General features: G+C 72.9%; 19 protein-coding genes. 7 read left to right on the top strand and 12 right to left on the bottom strand.

All coding sequences use genetic code 11. The features are described 5' to 3' along the window. Nucleotide 1: 1 nt before the first annotated feature. The 9 genes from Q2K16_RS29825 to Q2K16_RS29785 all read right to left on the bottom strand — a co-directional run bounded on the left by Q2K16_RS29825 (nucleotide 2) and on the right by Q2K16_RS29785 (nucleotide 8,014). Nucleotides 2–1,114, bottom strand: coding sequence for a hypothetical protein (locus Q2K16_RS29825; RefSeq protein WP_302741668.1), 1,113 nt, complete (start codon nucleotides 1,112–1,114; stop codon nucleotides 2–4). Then, nucleotides 1,111–1,629 carry a SigE family RNA polymerase sigma factor gene (locus Q2K16_RS29820; RefSeq protein WP_302741667.1) on the bottom strand — a complete coding sequence of 173 codons (519 nt, stop codon included), beginning with the start codon at nucleotides 1,627–1,629 and terminating at the stop codon, nucleotides 1,111–1,113. Before Q2K16_RS29820 ends, Q2K16_RS29825 begins: the two co-directional genes overlap by 4 nt. A gap of 81 nt (nucleotides 1,630–1,710) precedes the next feature. Continuing rightward, on the bottom strand, nucleotides 1,711–2,613 hold the full coding sequence (locus Q2K16_RS29815; RefSeq protein ID WP_302741666.1) for a hypothetical protein: 903 nt from the start codon (nucleotides 2,611–2,613) through the stop codon (nucleotides 1,711–1,713). An 89-nt stretch (nucleotides 2,614–2,702) separates the two neighbouring features. Further along, complete coding sequence (locus Q2K16_RS29810; protein WP_302741665.1) at nucleotides 2,703–3,509, bottom strand: endonuclease/exonuclease/phosphatase family protein; 807 nt, start codon at nucleotides 3,507–3,509, stop codon at nucleotides 2,703–2,705. A gap of 10 nt (nucleotides 3,510–3,519) precedes the next feature. After that, nucleotides 3,520–5,013: a phosphatase PAP2 family protein gene (locus tag Q2K16_RS29805; RefSeq protein WP_302741664.1), complete on the bottom strand. Its 1,494-nt coding sequence runs from the start codon at nucleotides 5,011–5,013 to the stop codon at nucleotides 3,520–3,522. A gap of 82 nt (nucleotides 5,014–5,095) precedes the next feature. After that, the gene (locus tag Q2K16_RS29800; protein ID WP_302741662.1) at nucleotides 5,096–6,097 is read right to left on the bottom strand and encodes a YihY/virulence factor BrkB family protein; all 1,002 of its coding nucleotides are present in this window, start codon (nucleotides 6,095–6,097) and stop codon (nucleotides 5,096–5,098) included. Further along, nucleotides 6,090–7,097 carry a diacylglycerol/lipid kinase family protein gene (locus Q2K16_RS29795; RefSeq protein ID WP_302741660.1) on the bottom strand — a complete coding sequence of 336 codons (1,008 nt, stop codon included), beginning with the start codon at nucleotides 7,095–7,097 and terminating at the stop codon, nucleotides 6,090–6,092. The genes Q2K16_RS29800 and Q2K16_RS29795 overlap by 8 nt, the downstream gene beginning before the upstream one ends. Before the next feature lie 102 nt (nucleotides 7,098–7,199). After that, nucleotides 7,200–7,781 (bottom strand): Clp protease N-terminal domain-containing protein, encoded by a 582-nt coding sequence (locus Q2K16_RS29790; RefSeq protein ID WP_302741658.1) that lies wholly within the window; start codon nucleotides 7,779–7,781, stop codon nucleotides 7,200–7,202. Further along, nucleotides 7,778–8,014, bottom strand: coding sequence for an HTH domain-containing protein (locus Q2K16_RS29785; protein WP_145918591.1), 237 nt, complete (start codon nucleotides 8,012–8,014; stop codon nucleotides 7,778–7,780). The genes Q2K16_RS29790 and Q2K16_RS29785 overlap by 4 nt, the downstream gene beginning before the upstream one ends. 116 nt (nucleotides 8,015–8,130) lie before the next feature. On the opposite strand from Q2K16_RS29785, the gene Q2K16_RS29780 reads away from it, so the two are divergent. The 6 genes from Q2K16_RS29780 (at nucleotide 8,131) to Q2K16_RS29755 (ending at nucleotide 16,388) form a co-directional block, all read left to right on the top strand. Continuing rightward, a complete protein-coding gene (locus Q2K16_RS29780; RefSeq protein WP_302741653.1) occupies nucleotides 8,131–8,934 on the top strand; it encodes a PP2C family protein-serine/threonine phosphatase in 804 nt (267 codons plus the stop codon). An 84-nt stretch (nucleotides 8,935–9,018) separates the two neighbouring features. Beyond that, on the top strand, nucleotides 9,019–9,849 hold the full coding sequence (locus Q2K16_RS29775) for a universal stress protein (protein WP_302741651.1): 831 nt from the start codon (nucleotides 9,019–9,021) through the stop codon (nucleotides 9,847–9,849). Nucleotides 9,850–9,974: 125 nt separating this feature from the next. Then, a complete protein-coding gene (locus Q2K16_RS29770; protein ID WP_302741650.1) occupies nucleotides 9,975–12,377 on the top strand; it encodes a phosphoketolase family protein in 2,403 nt (800 codons plus the stop codon). A 73-nt stretch (nucleotides 12,378–12,450) separates the two neighbouring features. Continuing rightward, nucleotides 12,451–13,317, top strand: coding sequence for a universal stress protein (locus Q2K16_RS29765; RefSeq protein ID WP_302741649.1), 867 nt, complete (start codon nucleotides 12,451–12,453; stop codon nucleotides 13,315–13,317). A 293-nt stretch (nucleotides 13,318–13,610) separates the two neighbouring features. Further along, on the top strand, nucleotides 13,611–14,621 hold the full coding sequence (locus Q2K16_RS29760) for an Acg family FMN-binding oxidoreductase (protein WP_489671827.1): 1,011 nt from the start codon (nucleotides 13,611–13,613) through the stop codon (nucleotides 14,619–14,621). A 96-nt stretch (nucleotides 14,622–14,717) separates the two neighbouring features. Further along, nucleotides 14,718–16,388, top strand: a complete 1,671-nt coding sequence (locus Q2K16_RS29755; RefSeq protein ID WP_302746656.1) for a sensor histidine kinase — start codon at nucleotides 14,718–14,720, stop codon at nucleotides 16,386–16,388. 76 nt (nucleotides 16,389–16,464) lie between these two features. Here the strand turns inward: Q2K16_RS29755 and Q2K16_RS29750 are convergent, their stop codons facing one another. Then, a complete protein-coding gene (locus Q2K16_RS29750; protein ID WP_067310092.1) occupies nucleotides 16,465–17,103 on the bottom strand; it encodes a response regulator in 639 nt (212 codons plus the stop codon). Between the two features lie 238 nt (nucleotides 17,104–17,341). Here Q2K16_RS29750 and Q2K16_RS29745 point away from each other — a divergent pair, with 238 nt between their 5' ends. Next, nucleotides 17,342–18,316 carry an Acg family FMN-binding oxidoreductase gene (locus Q2K16_RS29745; RefSeq protein WP_302741646.1) on the top strand — a complete coding sequence of 325 codons (975 nt, stop codon included), beginning with the start codon at nucleotides 17,342–17,344 and terminating at the stop codon, nucleotides 18,314–18,316. A gap of 28 nt (nucleotides 18,317–18,344) precedes the next feature. Here the strand turns inward: Q2K16_RS29745 and Q2K16_RS29740 are convergent, their stop codons facing one another. Further along, a complete protein-coding gene (locus tag Q2K16_RS29740; protein WP_302741645.1) occupies nucleotides 18,345–18,605 on the bottom strand; it encodes a MafI family immunity protein in 261 nt (86 codons plus the stop codon). Between the two features lie 672 nt (nucleotides 18,606–19,277). Further along, the gene (locus Q2K16_RS29735) at nucleotides 19,278–19,772 is read right to left on the bottom strand and encodes an SUKH-3 domain-containing protein (RefSeq protein WP_302741644.1); all 495 of its coding nucleotides are present in this window, start codon (nucleotides 19,770–19,772) and stop codon (nucleotides 19,278–19,280) included. Nucleotides 19,773–19,988 lie beyond the last annotated feature (216 nt).

Below are 19,988 nucleotides of genomic sequence, written 5' to 3'. Positions count from 1 at the left end.
GTCACAGCGGTCGCCAGGTCGATTCGTCGTCGTGGTTGACGACCGGCCGGACGGCGGCGGCTAGCTCCCGGGCCCCGTCCTCGCCACCGAGCGCGGCACTGCCCGCCGGACTCCCCGCTCCCACCATCGCCCGGCAGCCGACGCAGCCAGGCACGCCACCGACCGACCATGTGCCGGGCCCCCCATGCCGGACGGAGGTCCACGCCGGTCGGCCGTGCACGACGCCCGTCGGATCATCCGGCCGGTCGCCGCGCTCCAAGCCGACGGTCAGGTCCCCACCGGCGGCGGAGGAACCGGGGAGCCGGTAGTCCAGAAGTACGGTGTCCCACCGGCCGTCCCGCCAGCCCATCCGGGCAAGCTGGAGCCGGGCGTCCGACGGTAGCGCTACCGGCTGGAACGGCACCCGGACCGGTTGCCGCTCCCACACCATCCCCTCGGCCACCCGCCGCAGCACCTCCGCCGGACGGTCGAGGGTGACCGCGGTGATCGTGACCCAGGCGTCCGGAGCATACCGCCAGGACAGCACCGTCTCCCTGCCGTCGGGGCTGGTGTGCAGGAAGGCGGAGTGTCCCTGCACCGGATCGACGGGTGAGCCGGGCGGGGTGGCCCAGGGCGTCGGGCCGCTGCGCAGCTTCCCCGCGTTCCTGTTGTCCCGGGTCAACTGGTCGGTGAAGAAGTCCACCCCCCGCGCGCCCACGGCCACCGCGACGCTGCCGACCAACCGGCGGGCCTGGGTTCCCTCGACCGGCGTGAACCGGGCCGCCCCGATCGTCTGCCGGTCCGCAGCGGCGACAAGGCTCCGTTCGGGCAGGTCGGCCGGTAGCCAGGTCAACCGGAAGAGCTGCCGGGCCGGATCGAAGGCGGTAGGTGCCACCGTCGGCGGCCAGGTCCGGTCGGCCGGGGTCGGCGACTGTCGTACCCCCGGCAGGGCGGTGACGCCGAGCAGCGCCACGGTGGTGACCACCGCCGTGGCGGCCACGGCCAGCCGGCGGCGACGCCGTACCGCGCGCGCCCCCGCCGTCACCAACTCCGCTGCTCCCGGTCCCCCGGTCGGCAGGTCGTCGGCGGCCCGAGCCAGCATCTCCCGGACCAGGGTCTCGTCGTCGTGGATCATCTGTTCACCTCCGTCGGGTCCGCCAGCGGCAGCTGTCGGCGCAGCGCGGCCAGTCCGCGCGCGGACTGGCTCTTGACGTTGCCGGTCGAGCAGCCCAGCACCTCGGCGGTCTGCTCCACGGTCAGGTCGGCGTAGAAACGCAACACCAGCACCACCCGCTGACCGGGCGGCACCGCAGCCAGCGCGGTTCGCACCGCCACCGCGTCCACCACCGCGTCGGTCGGCGGGGCTCCCCGCTGCTCCGGCTCCGGCGCACGGTCGAGCAGGCGCACCCCGAACCAGCGGGCCCGGCGCTCCTGACGGAAGGCGTTGACCAGCATCCGGTGCACGTACGCCCCGATGTCGTCGGCCGCCCGTGCCCGGCCCCACTTCACGTACAACCGGGTCAGCGTCTGCTGCACGACGTCGTCGGCCCGGTGGGCGTCACCCCCGGTGAGCAGGTACGCCGTGCGGCGCAGCTTCGGTGTCGCCGCCGTCACGAAGTCGACGTACTCCTGCCGTTGCGTCGACTGCATCGACCACTCCCCGTCCCGGACGCTGGCACTGTCACCGTACGGATGGCCCCCGGGCCGGAATCGGTTGCACGGGGGAAGAACTCAGAACGGACGCCAGCCGGCTTCGTCGTCGGGGTCGGCGACCAACCTCACCCCGGTGGCGAGGGCGAGCGCAGCCGCGCTGCCGCCGAGCGCGGCCAGACCGTGCGGCGTCAAAGCCCCGACCTCTGCCACAGCGCCCGGGGCCGCACCGGGAATCCGCCCGACCCGGTACGTGCCCAGGCCACCGGCCGACCACGCCGGCCGGCCGTCAGCGGTGGTGTTGGCCGGACCGCCCGACCAGTCCCGGCTCACGCCGACGGTCAGGTCGCCGTACGGCGACGGGGAGCCGGCTGCGAGGTAACCGCCCCACACCCGGTGCCACCGGCCGCCGCGCCGCTCGACCGCCGCCCGTTCGAGTCGGCAATCCGCAGGCGGTGGCACCCGGAGGAAGGGAGCCGTGAGCGGTCGGTCGTCGCCGACCAGCCCTTCGGCGATCTGCCGCAGCACCCGGGCCGAGCCGGGCTGGTTGGTGGACAGCACCGCGGCCCACGCGTCGTGGGCGTACCGCCAGGACAGGGCGGCACGCGAACCGTCCGGACTGACGTACAGGTACGTCTGCCGGTCCCGCACCGGCGCGACGGCGACACCGGGCGGGGTCGACGGTGGGGCCGACCCGGCCAGCTCGGGATCCCACTCGCGCAGAGGCCGGCAGACGTCCACGCCCCGGGCCCCCACCGTCACCGTCACCGCCCGGCGGGCGCGCACCGGGTCGACTCCCCGGTCCGGGGCCACCGCCGGCAGCAGGGCGGTGAGCGAGTGCTCCCACCGCTGCCCGGTGTAGGTCAGGTGGGTCGGCTCCCCGGGCAGCCAGGAGAGTCGGAAGACCCGCCGGCCGGGATCGAACTCCGGGGGCACTTCCGTCGTGCGACGGCAGATGTTCTCCTGCTCCCACATGGCACCCATCGACCACTCCCCGTCCCGGACGCTGGCACTGTCGCCGTACGGATGGCGTCGGGGCCGGAATCGGTTGCACGGGTTCCCCGGTGGGCCGGTCAGTCCGGGTCGAGGTCCAGGTCGGCGACGACCGGGTAGTGGTCGGAGGCGTACTCGGTGTCGCCGCCGCGTACCACCCGGACGTCGCGCAGCCGGGCGGCGAGCGCCGGGGTGCCGAGCAGGTAGTCCAGCCGCATGCCGGAGAACTCGACGCCCCCGCCGTGCCGGGTCGGCGCGGTCAGCCCGGCCTCCGCCGACCCACCGGCGCGGGTCCAGAGGTCGACCAGGCCGGCGACGAGCAGCCGGGCCACCGCCCGGGTGTCCACGGTCCGCCCGTCCCGGCGCAGGTGCCGCCGCCGGTACGCCGCCGGCAGCCGGGCCACCCGGTCGGTGTGGTCGGTGCCCGGATCGAGAGTGTTCAGGTCACCGGCGAGCAGCGCCAGCTCCCCCGGCGCACGGCGCACCGCTGCGGCGAGCCAGCCAGCCTCGATGCGCCGCCGCAGCCCGGTGTACGGGTCGAGGTGGGCGCTGAGCACGGTGAGCGGCCCGGCGGTGGTGGCCAGCTCGACCCGCTGCGCCGCGTGGTGCAACGGCCGACGGACCGGCCCGGCGTGACGGGTTCGCCACGGCGGGCGGACCAGCACCGCCACCGGCTGACCGAAGCAGCTGTGGGCCAGGTACGGTCGCATCCCCACCCGGTCGGCGAACCCGGCCAGCACCCCCGGCCTGTCGAAGCCGCGCAGCTCCTGCACGGCCAGCACGTCGGGGGCCTGCGCGTTGACGACCCGGCACACCAGGTCCCGCCGGTCGGGGCCGGTACGGTCCCGGCCGCCGGTCCTGATGTTCCAGGTCATCATCCGCAGCACGGTCGGCGGCTCACCCGGGGCGGCCGGCCTTGGCCAGCTCGTCGTCCAGCTCGTCGACCTGCTCCGACTCGATCTCGGGCCGGTTGCCCTCGTAGACGTCGGCGTTGGGGCGGACCACCCAGTAGAGCAGGCCGATCCACAGACCGCTGAGGATCAGCGCGCCCATGAAGTCGGTCGGATGGTGCATGCCCCGGTACATCCGGGAGACCGCCACCCCGACCGGCATGATCACGGCCAGCGCCACGAAGAGCCACCGCCACCAACGGTCGGTGCGGACGAACACGATGATCGCGATGACCAGCCAGAGGCAGGTGGTGGCGGCGATGTGCCCGGACGGGAAGGACGAGGTGGGCATCTGCCCGTCGAGGTTCTCCACCGCCGGGCGGGGCCGGTCCACCACCCGGGCCGAGGCGAGGAACAGGCTCAGCTCGCCGAAGAGGGCCAGCACCACGAAGAGCACCGGCCGCCACCGCTTCCAGATGGCCAGCACCAGCGGGCAGAAGACCAGCGAGACGATCAGGATGGCGTGGGTGTCGCCGAACTTGCTCCACCACCAGCTCAGTTCGGTGAGGAAGTCGGTGTGCCGGTCGGCGAACCAGCGTGGCACGTCGGTGTCCAGGGTCTCGAAGACGGTGCCCTTGGCGTGGTAGCTGACGTAGGTGCCGAAGCCGTACAGGGCGCCGAAGACGATCACCCAGCCGACCAGCAGTTCGGCGACGGCGGAGCGGGGATGCTCCAGCACGTGCTCCTCGGCCGGGGCAGGAGTGATCTTGTCGGCGGCCTCCGGTTCCAGCCCCTCGGTCAGCGGCGGCACCGAACGGCCCCGCTCGCGCCGCCACAGCCGGAAGGCGTACGCGGTGACGCCGAGCCAGGCCGCGCCGAGCAGCCAGCCGCCGATCACGTCGGAGACGAAGTGCACGCCGAGCGCGATCCGGGTCAGCCCGATCAGCGCCACCAGCACGGCGACGATGGCGATCGCCGGCTTGCGCCAGCGGGGCGACATGGCCGGCAGGAAGACCAGCAGCAGTGCCCCGTACGCGACGAACGAGCCGAGCGCGTGCCCGCTGGGGAAGCTGTTGCCGGGGGCGCTGGCTACCGGCACGTCGACGACCGGGCGGAGCCGGCCGACCAGGGCCTTGAGCGACGGGTCGAGGATCAGCCCGCCCACCCCGGTGACGATCAGGTAGACCGCCAGCCGGGACTGGCGACGGATCAGCAGGGTGACCACGGCGATGGTGACCAGCCAGATCAGCACCGGCCGCCCGCCCAGGTCGGTGACCGCCTGGAGCACGGTGACCAGCGCGTGGTGCGGGGCGACGAGCCCGTTGAACCACTCGGCCGCCTCGTGGTCGGCGTGGTACATGGGGCTCCACTGCAACCGGACGAGCATCAGCAGCAGCCCGAAGGCCACCCCCGCGCCGGCCACGGCCAGCAGGCCGACGACGCTCCGTTCGGCGAAATGGCCGAGCGGCCGTCGGGCCGTTGACTCCTTGACCGCGGTCACCCCGCACCTCCCTGCGTCGACGTGGCGAGGCGCGCTGTACCCGATTCCGCCACCGGGTACACGCCCGTGCGGTGTGGCGGGCTCAGAGAGCGGTCATCTCGCCGGTGTCGAGCATCTCCACCCGCTCGGCGTCGGGCTCCCACAGGTCGGGTTGGGCGGGCTCCGGAGCCCCGATCCGCATCGCCTCCAACTGGGCGGCGAAGGACAGCCCGCCGAACAGCGCCATGCCGGTGAGGTTCGCCCACAGCAGCAGCGCCATCATCCCGGTCAACGCCCCGTACGTCTGGCCGAACCCGCCGCCGAACCTGACGTACGCGGCGAGCAGCAGGCTGGCCAGCCACCACAGGACGGTGGCGATGCCGGCGCCGAAGTAGAGCCAGGACAGGCCGGGCTGCTTGCGCCGGGGCGCGTGCCGGAAGATCACCGCGACCGCGACGACGGTCAACACGAGGCTCAGCGGCCAGCGGACCACCCCCCACACCCCGGCGGCGAGGTCCCCCCACCGGTAGTGCCGCTGCACGGACTCGCCCATCGCCCCACCGCCGACCAGGATCAGGAACCCGGCCAGCGCGGGCAGGCCGGCGACCACGGCCAGCACCGCCGCCCGCAGGTACTTCCACAGCGCGGGGCGGTCGCGTTCCACGCCGTAGATCCGGTTGGCGCCGCGTTCGATCTGGGCCATCGTGGTGGTCAACGCGACCAGGCCGGTGATCAGGCCGAGGGTCAGCGCCAGTTCGCCGGTGCTCTCGGTCCGGTCGCTCTCGCCGAGCAGCTCCTGCACCACCTGCTCGCTCTGCCCGGGGGTCAGCGCCAGCACGGTGTCGGCGACCACCCGGCCACCCTCCTCGACACCGAGGTCGCTGATCAGGCCGGTGAGCGCGATCAGGAACGGCACGACGGCGAGGCAGAGTTGCAGGGCGAAGGCCCGGGAGTGGCTGAACCCGTCGCCGTAGCGGAACCGGATGAACGCGTCCCGCATGAGCTGCCAGCCACCGTGGCGGCGCAGCGTACGCCAGGCGTCGTCGGCGGAGAGTTCGTCAGACGCCATCAACCGGGTCTCGGGGACGAGCCGGGTGCTACTCACGGCGGGCTTCCCCGACCAGTTTCTCGCCGCGCTGCGCGGCCGCGTCGGCGTCGTGGGCCAGGTCGGGGTCACCGGCCGGGCGCGGCACGCAGAGCCAGAGCGACTCCGGCCTGATCTCGGCGGTCAGGGTCCGCCCCGGCGCGATCAGGTCGCCGTCGAGCTGCCGGGGCTGGGCCCGGTTGCTGGAGATGACGACCTTCCTGGCCCGGTGCACCTCCATCCGGGGGACGCTGCCCCGGCGGCGGACCAGCGCCCAGCCCATGGCGAGCCAGTGCCGGACCCGGTTGGGGGTGAGCACGGCGACGTCGAGCCAGCCGTCGTCCGGTTCGGCCTCGGTGAGCAGGCGCACCCCGCCCTGGAGCCGCCCGACGTTGGCGACGAGCACGGTGCGGGCCCGGCGACGCATGGGCGGCCTGTCGTCGATGCGGATGCTGAGCCGCATCGGGCGGTCCCGCAGGTGCTTCGCGGCCCCCACCACGTACGCGGGCCAGCCGATGCGGGCCTTGGTGGTCTCGGAGGTGTCCGCCAGCATCTGCGCGTCGAAGCCCATGCCGGCCATCACCGCGAAGCACCTGTCGTCGACGACGCCGACGTCGAGCCGGCGGCGGCCACGGTCGACGGCGACCTGGAGGCCGGCGGCGAGGTCGTTGGAGAGCCCGAGGTTGGCGGCGAGCAGGTTGCCGGTGCCCTGGGGCAGCACGGCGAGTTCCACGTCGGTGCCGGCGAGCGCGGTGACGCAGGCCATCACCGTGCCGTCGCCGCCGCAGGCGAAGACCAGTTCGGCGCCGGCGGCGACGGCCTGCTCGGTCTGTCCCCGGCCGGGGTCCTCGGCGCTGGTCTCGTACCAGGTGGGGGCGGGCCACCCGGCGGCGGCGAGGGCCTCGTCCACGGTCGCGCGGAACTCGTCGAGATCGGCAACCTTCGTCGGGTTGACCACCACCGCCGAGCGCGGGGGGCGGTCGCCGCCGGTCACCGTACGCTTCTGCTCTGCACCGTCCACGGCGTCAGTGTGCAGCACCCCGGCCCGGCCAGCGACCCGGCGACGGCCGACGTTGCGTTGACCGCAAACAGGTTTGAGCCGGGCCGGGGATGGATGGGCGGGTCAGGCCGCCGTCCGCAGCGCCGACTCGACGCGTCGGCGCAGGTCGTCGAGGTCCGCGCCGGCCTCGGTGAGCACCGTCGCGCCCAGGCCGCCGCCCTCGCGGAGCACCCCGAGCAGGAGGTGTTCGGTGCCGATGTGCCGGTGGCGCAGCCGCAGCGCCTCGCGTAGCGCCAGCTCCAGCGCCGTGCGGGAGCGCGGGGAAAGCGGCCCGCCGAGCGGGCGGCGCAGCCGCCACCGGCGGCGGGGGGCCGGGACGGCGTCGCGCAGGGCGTCGGGGCCGAAGGTGTCCTCGATCCGGGCGACGATGGCCGCGAGGTCGATGCCGATCTCGCGCAGCGCGGCGGCGTCGGCCTCGCCGAGCCCCGTGCCGCCGTCGCCGGTGTGCCGTCTGATCCGGGCGCGCAGGTCGTCGGCGTCGAGGCCGGCGGCGGTGAGCACCCGGCAGGCGAGCCCGTCGCCGTCGGCCAGGACGGCGAGCAGCAGGTGCTCGGTGCCGACCGGTCGTCCCCCGTCGATCTTGGCCTGCTCGACCGCGTGCTGGACGGCCGCGCGGGCGCGGTCGGTGAACCGTTCGAACATCATGCCTCCCCGGTGCCGGGCACCGCCGGTCGCCCGGCGTGCTTCTTGTGGACCGCCTGCCGGCTGACCTCGAGCGCGTCGGCGATCTCCTGCCAGGACCAGCCCTGTCGTCGGGCGTTGTCCACCTGGACCACCTCCAGCCGTTCGAGGAGCCGGCGCAGGGCGCGCACGGCGCGCAGGCCGACCCGGGGGTCGGTGCTGCCGGCGGCCGCCGCGAGTTCCGTCGCCTGACTCATGCTGTCAATTTACGTTGACACTCCCCCAGCGTCAACCCGAGTTGACGACGCCGTCGGCTATCCGACACGACGCCGGACGGCCCGGTCCGGGCCGGCGGCGGTGCTACGGTCCGCTGGTGTTCCGTCGCCGCACCGCCGACCAGCCCGTCGAGGCGGCCCGCCGGCTGCCCGTCGGCCGGGTCGAGTGGGAGGTCGCCGGCGGCACCGTGGCCGGCCACCGCTACTCGGCCAACTTCGACGCCCTGCACGTCGACCCCGAACTGCCGTTCGCGGTGGTCGTCGACGGCATGGGCGAGGGCGAGGGCAGCCGCGTCGCCGGCAGCACCGCCCGGGACACCCTGCACGAACTGGTCCGCGCCGGCTGGCCCGCCGTCGGCCCGCGCGAGCTGCGCGCCGCGGTCACCGAGGCCCAGATCCGGGTACGCCGGGCCGGCGCCGCCATCGACGAGCTGGCCGGCTGCACCCTGACCGCCATCCTCGCCCAGCCCGACGGCGAGCTGGCCTGGATCGTCCAGCTCGGCGACTCCCGGGCCTACCGGCTGCGCGACGGGCTGCTGGAGCTGGTCACCGTGGACCACACGATGGCCTGGCTCGGGGTGCTGCACGGCTGGTGGCCGGCGAACTCCCGGGAGGCCGCCCGCGCCCGCTACCAGCTGCTGCGCTACCTCGGCCACCCCGACCGGCCGGACCCGGACCTGCTCGGGGTGCCACTGCGCCCCGGCGACACCTGGCTGCTGTGCACCGACGGGGTCAGCGACCAGCTCGACTACCACCGGCTGCGGGACCTGCTCGCCGGGCCGGACCCGACCCGGACGGTACGCGGCCTGCTCGCCGCGAGCCTGGCCGAGGGCGGCAGCGACAACGCCACCGCCGTCGTGCTGCGCGTGCACCAGGCGACCGGAGGACACCCGTCCTACTGATCCGGCTCCACCGCCCGCCCGCCGCGACTAGCGTCGGTGGGGACGGCGTGGCCGTGCCGTGCGGGCGCCCGGGAGGTGAGCCGGATGACCGGGTCCACGGGCGGGCCGGTGGTGGTCGGGGTCGGGCCGGCACCGGCCGACCTGGAGGTGGTCCGGCTGGCCGCCCGGGAGGCCGCCGCGCACGGCCGGGGCCTGGCCCTGCTGCACGCGTTCAACTGGGAGGCCGCCCTCGTCGGCCCGTCGCCGGCCGGCAGCCGGGACGTCGCCGAGGAACTGGTCGCCCGCGCCGCCACGGCCGCCAACGAGGTCGAACCGGCGGTGCCGGTCAGCGGCGAGATCGTCGAGGGCGCGCCGGTCGAGGCCCTGATCCGCCGCTCCGGGACGGCGTTTCTGGTGGCCATCGGGGACGGCGGGATGGCCGGCTGCGGCGCCTGCGTACCGGCCGACACCCCGGCCGTGCAGCTCGCCGCCCGCGCCGGCTGCCCGGTGCTGGTGGTCCGCCGCGACCCACCGCCCCCGGGCCCGGTGCTGGTCGGCGTGGACGGCTCACCCAGCTCCCGCACCGTGCTCGACTTCGCCTTCGGTTGCGCCGCCCGCCGGCAGGCCCGGGTCATCGCGGTCCGGGCGGTCGAGCCGGGACGACCCGACGGCGGCGACGACGTGCTCGGCGCGCTGGTCGCCGAGGTCGGCCGCCGGCACCCACGGGTGCCGACGGAGTGCCACACCGTACGCGGCGACCCCGGCACCGTCCTGGTGGAGCAGTCCCGGTCGGCGCAGGTGGCGCTGGTCGGCGCGCGGGGCGACCAGCCGGGACGGGGGATGCTGGGCGAGGTGAGCCAGACCCTGCTCTACCACGCGCCGGCTCCGGTCATCGTCGTCCGTGGACTGGTTTCCGCCGTACCGGACGGGGCATGACGTCCCCGGCGGCCGGGACCAACGGCCCTGACCGGTGACCGGGCGAACGCGAAGACTGGGTCTGCCCGGGGCGAATCGGCGCTTCCGGGTGCAGAACTCCCCGACCCGCGAGAGGCTTTGGCAGCATGGACACCGCTCTCGACCTGCACAGCCCCCTGACCGACGACGAGCTGCGCCGGCTGGACGCCTACTGGCGGGCGGCGAACTACCTGACCGTCGGGCAGATCTACCTGCTCGACAACCCGCTGCTGCGCGAGCCGCTCGCCCCCGAGCACGTCAAGCCCCGGCTGCTCGGCCACTGGGGCACCAGCCCCGGCCTGAACCTGCTCTACGCCCACCTCAACCGGGTCATCGTCAACCGTGACCTGTCGGCCATCTTCGTCACCGGCCCCGGCCACGGCGGCCCGGCCCTGGTGGCGAACACCTGGCTGGAGGGCACCTACAGCGAGCTGTACCACTCGGTCAGCCGCGACGAGACAGGCATGCAGCGGCTGTTCCGCCAGTTCTCCTTCCCCGGCGGCATCCCGAGCCACGTGGCGCCGGAGGTGCCGGGCTCGATCCACGAGGGCGGCGAGCTGGGGTACGCCCTGAGCCACGCCTACGGCGCCGCCTTCGACAACCCGGACCTGCTGGTCGCCTGCGTCATCGGCGACGGGGAGGCGGAGACCGGCCCGCTGGCGGGCAGCTGGCAGTCCAACGTCTTCCTCAACCCGGCCCGCGACGGCGCGGTGCTGCCGATCCTGCACCTCAACGGCTACAAGATCGCCAACCCGACGGTGCTGGACCGGATCCCCACCGACGACCTGCTCGACCTGATGCGCGGCCACGGCTACCAGCCGTACCTGGTCGCCGGGGACGACCCGGAGCAGGTGCACCAGCTCCTCGCGGCCACCTTGGACCGGGCCTGCGACGAGATCGCCGAGATCCAGCGGGTGGCCCGCTCGGGCGGCCACGTCGAGCGTCCCCGCTGGCCGATGATCATCCTGCGGACCCCGAAGGGCTGGACCGGCCCGGCCCAGGTCGACGGCAAGCAGGTCGAGGGGACCTTCCGCGCCCACCAGGTGCCCATCGCCGAGGTACGCGACAACCCGGCGCACCTGGCCGAACTGGAGCGCTGGCTGCGCAGCTACCGGCCGGAGGAACTCTTCGACGCCACCGGCGCGCCGGTCGCCGAGCTGACCGCGCTGCCGCCGAAGGGTGAGCACCGGATGAGCGCCAACCCGGTCACCAACGGCGGGCGGGTGCTGCGCGACCTGACCCTGCCGGACTTCCGCGACTACGCCGTCGACGTCAAGCGGCCGGGTGAGCCGGTGGTCGGCGCGGCCGGGGTGCTCGGCACCTGGGTCCGCGACGTGATCACCGCCAACCCGCAGACCTTCCGGCTCTTCGGCCCGGACGAGGTCGCCTCCAACCGGCTCGGTGCCGCGTTCGAGGTCACCGACAGGTCCTTCGACGGCCGGATCGAGACCACCGACGACCACCTCTCCCCCGACGGCCGGGTGATGGAGGTGCTCTCCGAACACCTCTGCGAGGGCTGGCTGGAGGGCTACCTGCTGACCGGCCGGCACGGCATCTTCACCAGCTACGAGGCGTTCATCCACATCGTCGACTCGATGGTCAACCAGCACGCCAAGTGGCTGAAGGTGACCCGGGGCATCCCCTGGCGGGAGCCGATCGCGTCGCTGAACTACCTGCTGTCCAGCCACGTGTGGCGGCAGGACCACAACGGCTTCTCGCACCAGGACCCGGGCTTCATCGACCACGTGGTCAACAAGAAGGCCGAGGTCGTCCGGGTCTACCTGCCGCCGGACGGCAACACCCTGCTCTCCACCATGGACCACTGCCTGCGCAGCCGGCACTACATCAACGTGGTGGTCGCCGGCAAGCAGCCCGCCCCGAACTGGCTGACCATCGACGAGGCGGTCCAGCACTGCCGGCGCGGCCTGGGCATCTGGGACTGGGCCAGCACCGACGACGGCCGGGAACCCGACGTGGTGCTCGCCTGCGCCGGTGACGTGCCGACCCTGGAGACCCTCGCCGCCGCCGACCTGCTGCACCAGCGGCTGCCCGAGCTGAAGGTGCGGGTCGTCAACGTGGTCGACCTGATGCGGCTCCAGCCGTCGTCGGAGCACCCGCACGGCCTGCCGGACAACGAGTTCGACACCATCTTCACCCGCGACAAGCCGATCATCTTCGCCTACCACGGCTACCCGTGGCTGATCCACCGGCTCACCTACCGCCGGGCCAACCACCAGAACCTGCACGTGCGCGGCTACAAGGAGGAGGGCACCACCACCACGCCGTTCGACATGGTGATGCTCAACGACCTGGACCGCTTCCACCTGGTCATCGACGTCATCGACCGGGTGCCCGGCCTGGCCGCCCGCGCCGCCCACCTGCGCCAGGAGATGGTCGACACCCGGCAGGCGTGCCGCGACTACACCCGCCGCCACGGCGAGGACGACCCCCGGGTCGCCGAGTGGCGCTGGATCCGGGAGACCCACCCCCAGCAGCTCGACGGGCAGTGACACCCCCGAGGCCCGCGGTGGGCCGGTCACCGGCCGGCCCACCACCGGCCACCAGCCAGGAAAGGACGAGACGATGAACCCCGACGAGATCCTGGTCGGCTACGACGGCTCCGCCGACGCGGGCGTCGCCGTGGACTGGGCACTGGCCGAGGCGCAGCGCAGCGGACGCCCGGTCCGGCTGGCGTACGTCTTCGAGTGGATGACCGTCGCCGGCTGGGTCGGCCCGGGGGTGGCCCCCGGCGTCTGGCCTGACGACAACGCCCGGCGGCAGGTCGAGGAGTTGGTGCACAAGGCCGCCTCGGACGCCACCGCCGCCTGGCCCGGCGTCACCGTGCACGGCGAGGTCTTCGACGGCCCGCCCGCGCTGGTGCTTGAGGAACGTTCCGCCGAGGCCGGGCTGCTGGTGCTCGGCAGCCGGGGCCACGGCGGCTTCACCGGCCTGCTCGCCGGCTCCACGGCGGTCTCGGTGGCCGCCCACGCGCACTGCCCGGTCGTGGTGGTACGCGAGGCACAGGCGAAGGTCACCGGCCCGGTGGTGGTCGGCTACGACGGCTCCGAGCAGGCCGGTACGGCGCTCGGCTTCGCCGTCGAGCGGGCCGCCCAGCGCGACGCCCCGCTGCGGGTGCTGCGGGCCTTCGAACCGCCTGACGACCGCTGGCGGCCCTCCGACCCGGACGCCGAGGCCCGGCTCGCGGCGGACCGGGCCGAGATCGAAAAGGCCCTCGCCGGGTGGCGGGAGACCTTCCCCGGGGTGCCGGTCACTGTGGAGATCGCACCGGCCCGGCCGGCCGCCGCGCTCGTCGAGGCGAGCCGGGAGGCGCAACTCGTGGTGGTCGGCAGCCGGGGCCGGGGCGGGCTGCGCGGGATGCTCCTCGGCTCCGTCGGCCAGCAGCTCATCCAGCACGCGCACTGCCCGGTCGCCGTCGTCCGGGAACGCTGACCGGGCGGGACGGCGGCTGCGGACGGGACGGCGGCTGTTGGGCCGATGGTGCGGTGACCCGACGACCTGACACCGCACCATCGGCCCCGGCGAGTGGATCAACGTCTGCGGTGCCGCGGATCGTCCCCGCAGGCGGGGACCGGGCACCGGGAGACCGCCGGGCCGAAATGCCCCCGGGGAGGGACCTGCGGACCGTGCGGAAGGCCCGGTCGGCAGGCCAGGATGGAACGGCATCCCCACCCCGGGGCCGACGGGGTGGGGCACGATGGGAAAGAAACGGAAAGGTCGTGCCGATGAGTCACCAGACGCCCGCGACGGACCGCCCGCTGACCACCGCGCTCGCGGAGGCGGCGGCGACGGCAGGTCACGCCCCCTCGGTGCACAACACGCAGCCGTGGCGCTGGCGGGTCCTGCCGGACGCCCTGGAGCTGCGGGTGGTCCGGGAGCGGCAGCTCACCGCCACCGACCCGGAGGGCCGGCTGGTGGCGGTGAGCTGCGGCGCGGCCCTGCACCACGCCCGGGTGGCGCTCGCGGCCGAGGGCTGGACGGCGGTGGTCGAGCGGCTGCCCGACCCGCAGCAGCCAGACCTGCTGGCCCGGTTGACCGGCCTGACCCGTTCCGGGGCCGACCCGGAGGCGATGCGCCTGGTGCAGTGCATGCAGGTGCGGCACACCGACCGCCGCCCGGTCAGCGACGAGCCGGTGTCCGCCGGGGTGCTCGACGACATCACCCGCGCGGCCGACGCCGAGGGTTCCCGGTTGCAGATCCTCGACGCCGACCAGGTGATGGAGCTGGCCGCGACCGCCTCCCGCGCCGGCACCGTCGAGGCGGAGGACCCGCAGACCCGCGAGGAGTTGCAGTACTGGACCCACCGGGCCGGCACGGGCACCGGCCTGCCGCCGGAGGTGCTGCCGCAGGACCAGCCGCAGACCACCGTCCCGGCCCGGGACTTCGGCAGCCCCGGTGACCTGCCGGTCGGCCCGGGGCACGACAAGGCCGCCGTGTACGGGCTGCTCTACGGCGACGAGGACGAACCGGACAGCTGGCTGCGGGCGGGTGAGGCGCTCTCCGCGCTGTGGCTCGCCGCCACCCGGCACGGGGCGTCGGTGGTGCCGCTGTCCGGCGTGGTCGAGGTGGCCGGCACCCGGCAGACGCTGCGGCAGCTGCTCAGCGGGCTCGGCTACCCGTACCTGGTGCTGCGGATCGGGATCGCGGACCCGGCGCACGCCGGCCCGCCGCACACCCCGCGGCTGCCGGCCGCGCAGGTGGTCGACACCTCCGCGGTACGCGACCAGCGGCCCTGACGATCTCGTGCCCGGCGGTCACCGGGCGGTAACATCGCCCGCGTGGCCGCCAGCACCCCTACTTCCCGCAACGAACACCAGGTCCCCTCGCTCGGGCTGAGCCCGCTGTCCCGGGTCCGCCTCGACGAACTGCTCCAGGAGATGCTCGACCGCGTCGGCGACGTGGTGACCAGCCGGGAACGGCTGCGGGCGCTGCTCGACGCGGTCGTCGGCATCGGCACCGACCTCGACCTGCGCAGCACCCTGCAACGGATCGTGCAGGCGGCCTGCGAGCTGGTCGGGGCCCGCTACGGCGCGCTCGGCGTGATCGGTCCCGACCGGCTGCTGCACGACTTCATCACCCACGGCATCGACGCCGAACTGCACGCCAAGATCGGCGACCTGCCGCACGGGCGGGGGGTGCTCGGCCTGCTGATCGACGAGCCCCGCCCGGTACGCATGCCCGACATCACCCAGCACCCCAAGTCGTACGGCTTCCCGCCGAACCACCCGCCGATGCACAGCTTCCTCGGCGTGCCGGTGCGCATCCGCGAACAGGTCTTCGGCAACCTCTACCTGGCCGAGAAGCAGGGTGCCCCGGAGTTCACCGAGGACGACGAGGAGATCGTCGTCGCGCTGGCCGCCGCCGCCGGCGTGGCCATCGAGAACGCCCGGCTCTACGCGCTGGCCCACCGCCGGGAACGCTGGCTGGCCGCCACCGCCGAGATCACCTCGGTGCTGCTCGGCGAGGTACGCCGGACCGACGCGCTGACCCTGGTGGCCCGCCGGGCCCGGGAGGTCGCCGAGGCGGAACTGGCGCTGGTGCTGCTCTACGACGAGGACGCCGGGCAGTTCACCGTCGAGGTGGTCGACTCCGCCGACGGTGACGCCGACGGGCTGGTCGGCGCGCTGCTGCCGGCCAACGAGACCAGTTTCGCCGGCCCGGTGACCGAGCGTCGCCGGGAACTGCTCGACAACCTGGCCGAGGCGGCGCCCTGGCCGGTGCCGGTGGTCGCCGGCCCGGCCGTGGTCTCCCCGCTCGCCGCCGCCGACACCCTGCACGGGGTGCTGGTGGTGGCCCACCGTCCCGACGCCGGCCGGGCCGCCGACGCCGACGTCACCCTGCTGGCCAGCTTCGCCGGTCAGGCGGCCCTGGCCATGGAACGGGCCCGGGGCCAGGAGGAACGGGAGCTGCTGGTGGTCCTGGAGGACCGCGAACGCATCGCCCGGGACCTGCACGACGTGGTGATCCAGCGACTGTTCGCCACCGGCCTGCAACTGCAGAGCGGCGCGATGCACGCCCGCCCCGACGTCGCCAAGCGGATCAACACGGCCGTCGACGACCTCGACGCCACCATCCGCGACATCCGCCGCACCATCTTCGAGCTGCGTACCCCGATGAGCGCGGCGCTGCGCACCGAGATCCGGGAGGCGGTCGACGTGGCCGCCGGGTCGCTGGGCTTCCGGCCCGCCGTCGAGCTCGACGGCCCGATCGACAGCGCCGTGCCGGAACCGGTCCGCCCCGACCTCACCGCCGTGCTCCGCGAGGCGCTGTCCAACGCGGTACGCCACGCCGAGGCCAACCGGGTCGCCGTCGCCGTGCGGGTCGACGCCGGCCGGGTCACGGTGACGGTCACCGACGACGGGGTGGGCTGCGACCCGGCCGCCGCCCGGGGTGGCCTGGTGAACCTGCGTGAACGCGCCGAGCGGCACGGCGGCGAGTTCCAGGTACGCCGGGTCGAGCCGCACGGCACCCAACTCTGCTGGTCGGTCCCGCTGCGCGACTGATCCCGGCCGACGTTCCTCGCTCAGCCTGCCGGCGCGGCCGGGCGGTTCGTGCCCGGCCGCTCGGCGGTGCGGTGGGTCAGTGGCGTTGGCCGAGCAGGCGGGTGGCGAGCACGGCGGCCTGGGTGCGGCGCTCCAGGCCCAGCTTGGCCAGCACGCTGGAGACGTAGTTCTTCACCGTCTTCTCGGCCAGGAACATCTTGCCGGCGATCTCCCGGTTGGTCAGCCCCTCGGCCACGTACTCCAGGATGCGGCGCTCCTGCTCGGTGAGGGTCTTCAACTCGCGGGGCTGCTCGACGCCGCTGCGGATGCGTTCCAGCACCCGGGTGGTGATCGCCGGGTCGAGCAGCGACTGCCCGGCCGCGACCCGACGGACGGCGTCGACCAGGTCGGTGCCCCGGATCTGCTTGAGCACGTACCCCGCCGCGCCCGCCATGATCGCGGCGAACAGCGCCTCGTCGTCCTCGTACGAGGTGAGGATCAGCCCCTTGATCGACGAGTCGACCGCCCGGACGTCCCGGCACACGTCGATGCCGTTGCCGTCGGGCAGCCGGGCGTCGAGGATCGCCACGTCGGGGCGGAGGGCGGGAATCCGCCGGGCCGCCTCCTGCGCGGAGCCGGACTCGCCGACCACTTCGATGTCGCCGCTGCTCTGCAACAGGTCGGCCAGGCCACGGCGGACGACTTCGTGGTCGTCGAGGAGGAACACCCGGATCATCCCTCGTTTCTACCCGCCCGGACCGGTCCGTGCACGGGCCGAAGGTCCCTAACCCGGCGCGTCACCCCGGGGAGGGCGGCCCGGCGGGTCGGGACGTCCGGCCCTGCCCGGCACACCCCCGGGTGACGGACCGTGGAGGGGAACCACCACCGGGAACCGGGTCGGCGTCGGCCGGCCGGGGCGACGCGTTCCCCGCTCGGGGTGGAGCGGCACGAACCGCCACGGAAGGAGCACGACCATGGGCACCGGGTACACCGAGGCGCAACTACGGGCCGCCGTCACGGACGCCGTCCGCGCGCCGTCCCTGCACAACACCCAACCGTGGCGGTTCCGACTGCGCGACGGCGGGATCGAGGTGTCGGTCGACCCGACCCGCCGGCTGCCGGCCACCGACCCGAGCGGTTGGGGCACCCGGATCGCCGGCGGGGCGGCCCTGTTCAACCTGCGGCTGTCCCTGGCCGTGGCGGGCACCCCGGCCACCGTACGGCTGCGACCGTATCCGACCGACCCGGACGTGCTGGCCCGACTGGTCCCGGGCCTGCCGCGCCGCCCCACCCCCACCGAACAGAGCCTGTACGCGGCCATCGACCGCCGGTTCAGCAACCGGGCGCCGTTCTGGCCCGACCCGGTGCCCGCCGACGCCCGCTGGCGGCTCGGTGAGGCGGCCCGCGCCGAACAGTGCTGGCTGGAACTGGTGATCGGGGTGAGCGCCGTCAACGCCTTCGCCGAGGTCGCCCGCAGCGCCCACCGGGTGCTCGAACGCGACCCCGCCTACCGGGCCGAACGCGCCGACTGGGTGCGTACCGAACCCGCCCCCGACGGGGTGCCGGCCCGCGCCGGCGGCCCGCAGACCGAGCCGCAGGACCTGCTGCCGTCGCGGGGCTTCGGCGGCCTCGACCGCGCCCCCGGCCGCGACTTCGAACCGGAACCGCTGGTCGCGGTGCTCGGCGCGGCCGGCAACACGGTCGCCGACCAGGTGCTCGCCGGGCAGGCGTTGCAGCGGGTGCTGCTGACCGCCACCGACGCGGGGCTCGCGGTGTCGATGCTGTCGCAGCCGATCGAGGTGTCGGGGGCACGGGAGGCGCTGCGGCTGTCGCTGGGGCGTTTCGGCACGCCACAGATGGTCATGCGGATCGGGTACGGCCAGCCGGGGGTGGCGACCCCGAGGCGCAGCGTGGACGAGGTGCTCGACGTGGCGGTGGCACCCGGCTGAACCACCGTCACCCGCTCCTAACGCCAAGTTAACCCACGATGAGTTCATCCAGTTTGTCTACAGAGCGTGGAGTTCCTAACTCTTGAGCAGCGGACACAAGGCGCTCGTAGTAAGCCAAACTAATAGGAAGAATATCCTCGTAAATCCACGAACACATCGTGTCGAATGCCAACCCTTCTTCGCCTGCGCTCATCAGGTGGCGCACGTCGGCGATGACCTCCTCCGAAGTCAGGGGAGAATCTTCAAGTAAATCCGAGACGAGGTTCCTCAGATAGAGGTATTGCTCCATATTCTGGATGCCTCATCTCGGGTGAGCCGCGAGAATACGACCATTCAATGGGACGGATCGGAATTTCATAGTCACTCCACGCACTTCTCCCGCGACCAATCGAACCGCCGGGTCACCTTTTCTTGAACGGAGAACCTTCCTGGCAAATTTCGCAGATCCAATTCTCCAAGCTCGCGTACTGGCCAGGTTCGTAAGCACATCGGCGACGCCATCAAGAATCTCGCCATGACTCCAGCCTTGGGCCCAACCAGAATACCTCCGACACCCCCACCACGACGAGCAGGTCGAGCCGCCAGCCATGCACCAGCGCAGCAATCGTACCGAACACCGAAGCAGCAAAGCCAGCCGAACCAAGGCGCTCGACCAAGATCCGACTGACTTAGAACTGCTCTGCAGGATCAAAAGAACGTCCCAGCGAAGCCGGGCCCGACTCACGCGCCGCAGACCTAAAAACTCGCGCACGCCCACCACACCGAGCCGCCCAACTCAGATGGGGGGCCTTCAGCATCGAAGCCGCACCACCGAACCCCGGGTCACGCACAGCCACAACGAAACAAATCGGCATACTTGCATGCAAGGAAGACCCTGATGGCAACTCAGGCAAGCGGTAGCGACTCCCGAAAACTGTGCGTTACGCAATCGCAAGCCCGACCATATGAGTAAACGCAGAGATCACGCGGCCGGCCAAGGGGCTACACCCGGATCAGAGTGCAGACAGACCAAGGGACGGTTTGCGCATACCGCAAACTCCAAAGACTCCTCGAAGCTCGATCCCATCTCCCAGAACCATCCCATGCCAGCAGCGACCACCCTCCCTGCAGATTCCAGGAATACGCTTGAGTAGCTGAGCCATTCGCCGATAGGGAAATAATGTCCACCGAGAACAGACTCTACCTCCAAAGCCAGTGCGCGCTGACCCGATCCAGCCGCGAGCGGATCGAAATTGTAAGGCTCGTCATTAGCGAAATTCGGACCCACCATATTGATTGGCTCAACCGAAAGCCCTCCCAGCGTCGACAGGACAGCCACAGCCAATGGGTGAGCCCGGTAACCTTCACCCTCCAGGGTTTCCACCCATTTCCCAGCATCGACGGCTCGACTCAGGCTCCATCCAGAGGCGTCAAGAGCTCTAACCACGTCCTGGTCAAGCGAGTCAAATCGAATCATAAATGTCACCCAATTCCGAGATCTTCCAGTAGTCGACCACAGCGACCGCAAGGGCGCGCTGGCTCGCCATGCCCAATCACATTTGACGTCGGCATAGAATTGTTTCTTGTCTGCACCGTGCGCATGCTTCCACCCCTAATAGCATCGGGGCCTTCCTTCGCCTGGGCCAGAATCAGACAATGTACTTCTGCACATCCTCCATGGTGACCTGCCCGC

Origin of the sequence: Micromonospora cynarisoli (genome assembly GCF_030518815.1) — a bacterium.
Lineage (GTDB): Bacteria > Actinomycetota > Actinomycetes > Mycobacteriales > Micromonosporaceae > Micromonospora > Micromonospora wenchangensis.
Note: the sequence above shows the minus strand (reverse complement) of the source record. Positions and strands in the feature narration are given on the sequence as shown.

Excerpts from the sequence above, each read along its gene's own strand:
- Q2K16_RS29760 (WP_489671827.1), top strand. The coding sequence starts at position 13,611 with ATGAGTCACCAGACGCCCGCGACGGACCGCCCGCTGACCACCGCGCTC.
- Q2K16_RS29790 (WP_302741658.1), bottom strand. The coding sequence starts at position 7,781 with ATGATGTTCGAACGGTTCACCGACCGCGCCCGCGCGGCCGTCCAGCAC.
- Q2K16_RS29750 (WP_067310092.1), bottom strand. The coding sequence starts at position 17,103 with ATGATCCGGGTGTTCCTCCTCGACGACCACGAAGTCGTCCGCCGTGGC.
- Q2K16_RS29745 (WP_302741646.1), top strand. The coding sequence starts at position 17,342 with ATGGGCACCGGGTACACCGAGGCGCAACTACGGGCCGCCGTCACGGAC.
- Q2K16_RS29775 (WP_302741651.1), top strand. The coding sequence starts at position 9,019 with ATGACCGGGTCCACGGGCGGGCCGGTGGTGGTCGGGGTCGGGCCGGCA.
- Q2K16_RS29770 (WP_302741650.1), top strand. The coding sequence starts at position 9,975 with ATGGACACCGCTCTCGACCTGCACAGCCCCCTGACCGACGACGAGCTG.
- Q2K16_RS29820 (WP_302741667.1), bottom strand. The coding sequence starts at position 1,629 with ATGCAGTCGACGCAACGGCAGGAGTACGTCGACTTCGTGACGGCGGCG.
- Q2K16_RS29765 (WP_302741649.1), top strand. The coding sequence starts at position 12,451 with ATGAACCCCGACGAGATCCTGGTCGGCTACGACGGCTCCGCCGACGCG.
- Q2K16_RS29785 (WP_145918591.1), bottom strand. The coding sequence starts at position 8,014 with ATGAGTCAGGCGACGGAACTCGCGGCGGCCGCCGGCAGCACCGACCCC.
- Q2K16_RS29825 (WP_302741668.1), bottom strand. The coding sequence starts at position 1,114 with ATGATCCACGACGACGAGACCCTGGTCCGGGAGATGCTGGCTCGGGCC.
- Q2K16_RS29815 (WP_302741666.1), bottom strand. The coding sequence starts at position 2,613 with ATGGGTGCCATGTGGGAGCAGGAGAACATCTGCCGTCGCACGACGGAA.
- Q2K16_RS29735 (WP_302741644.1), bottom strand. The coding sequence starts at position 19,772 with ATGATTCGATTTGACTCGCTTGACCAGGACGTGGTTAGAGCTCTTGAC.
- Q2K16_RS29740 (WP_302741645.1), bottom strand. The coding sequence starts at position 18,605 with ATGGAGCAATACCTCTATCTGAGGAACCTCGTCTCGGATTTACTTGAA.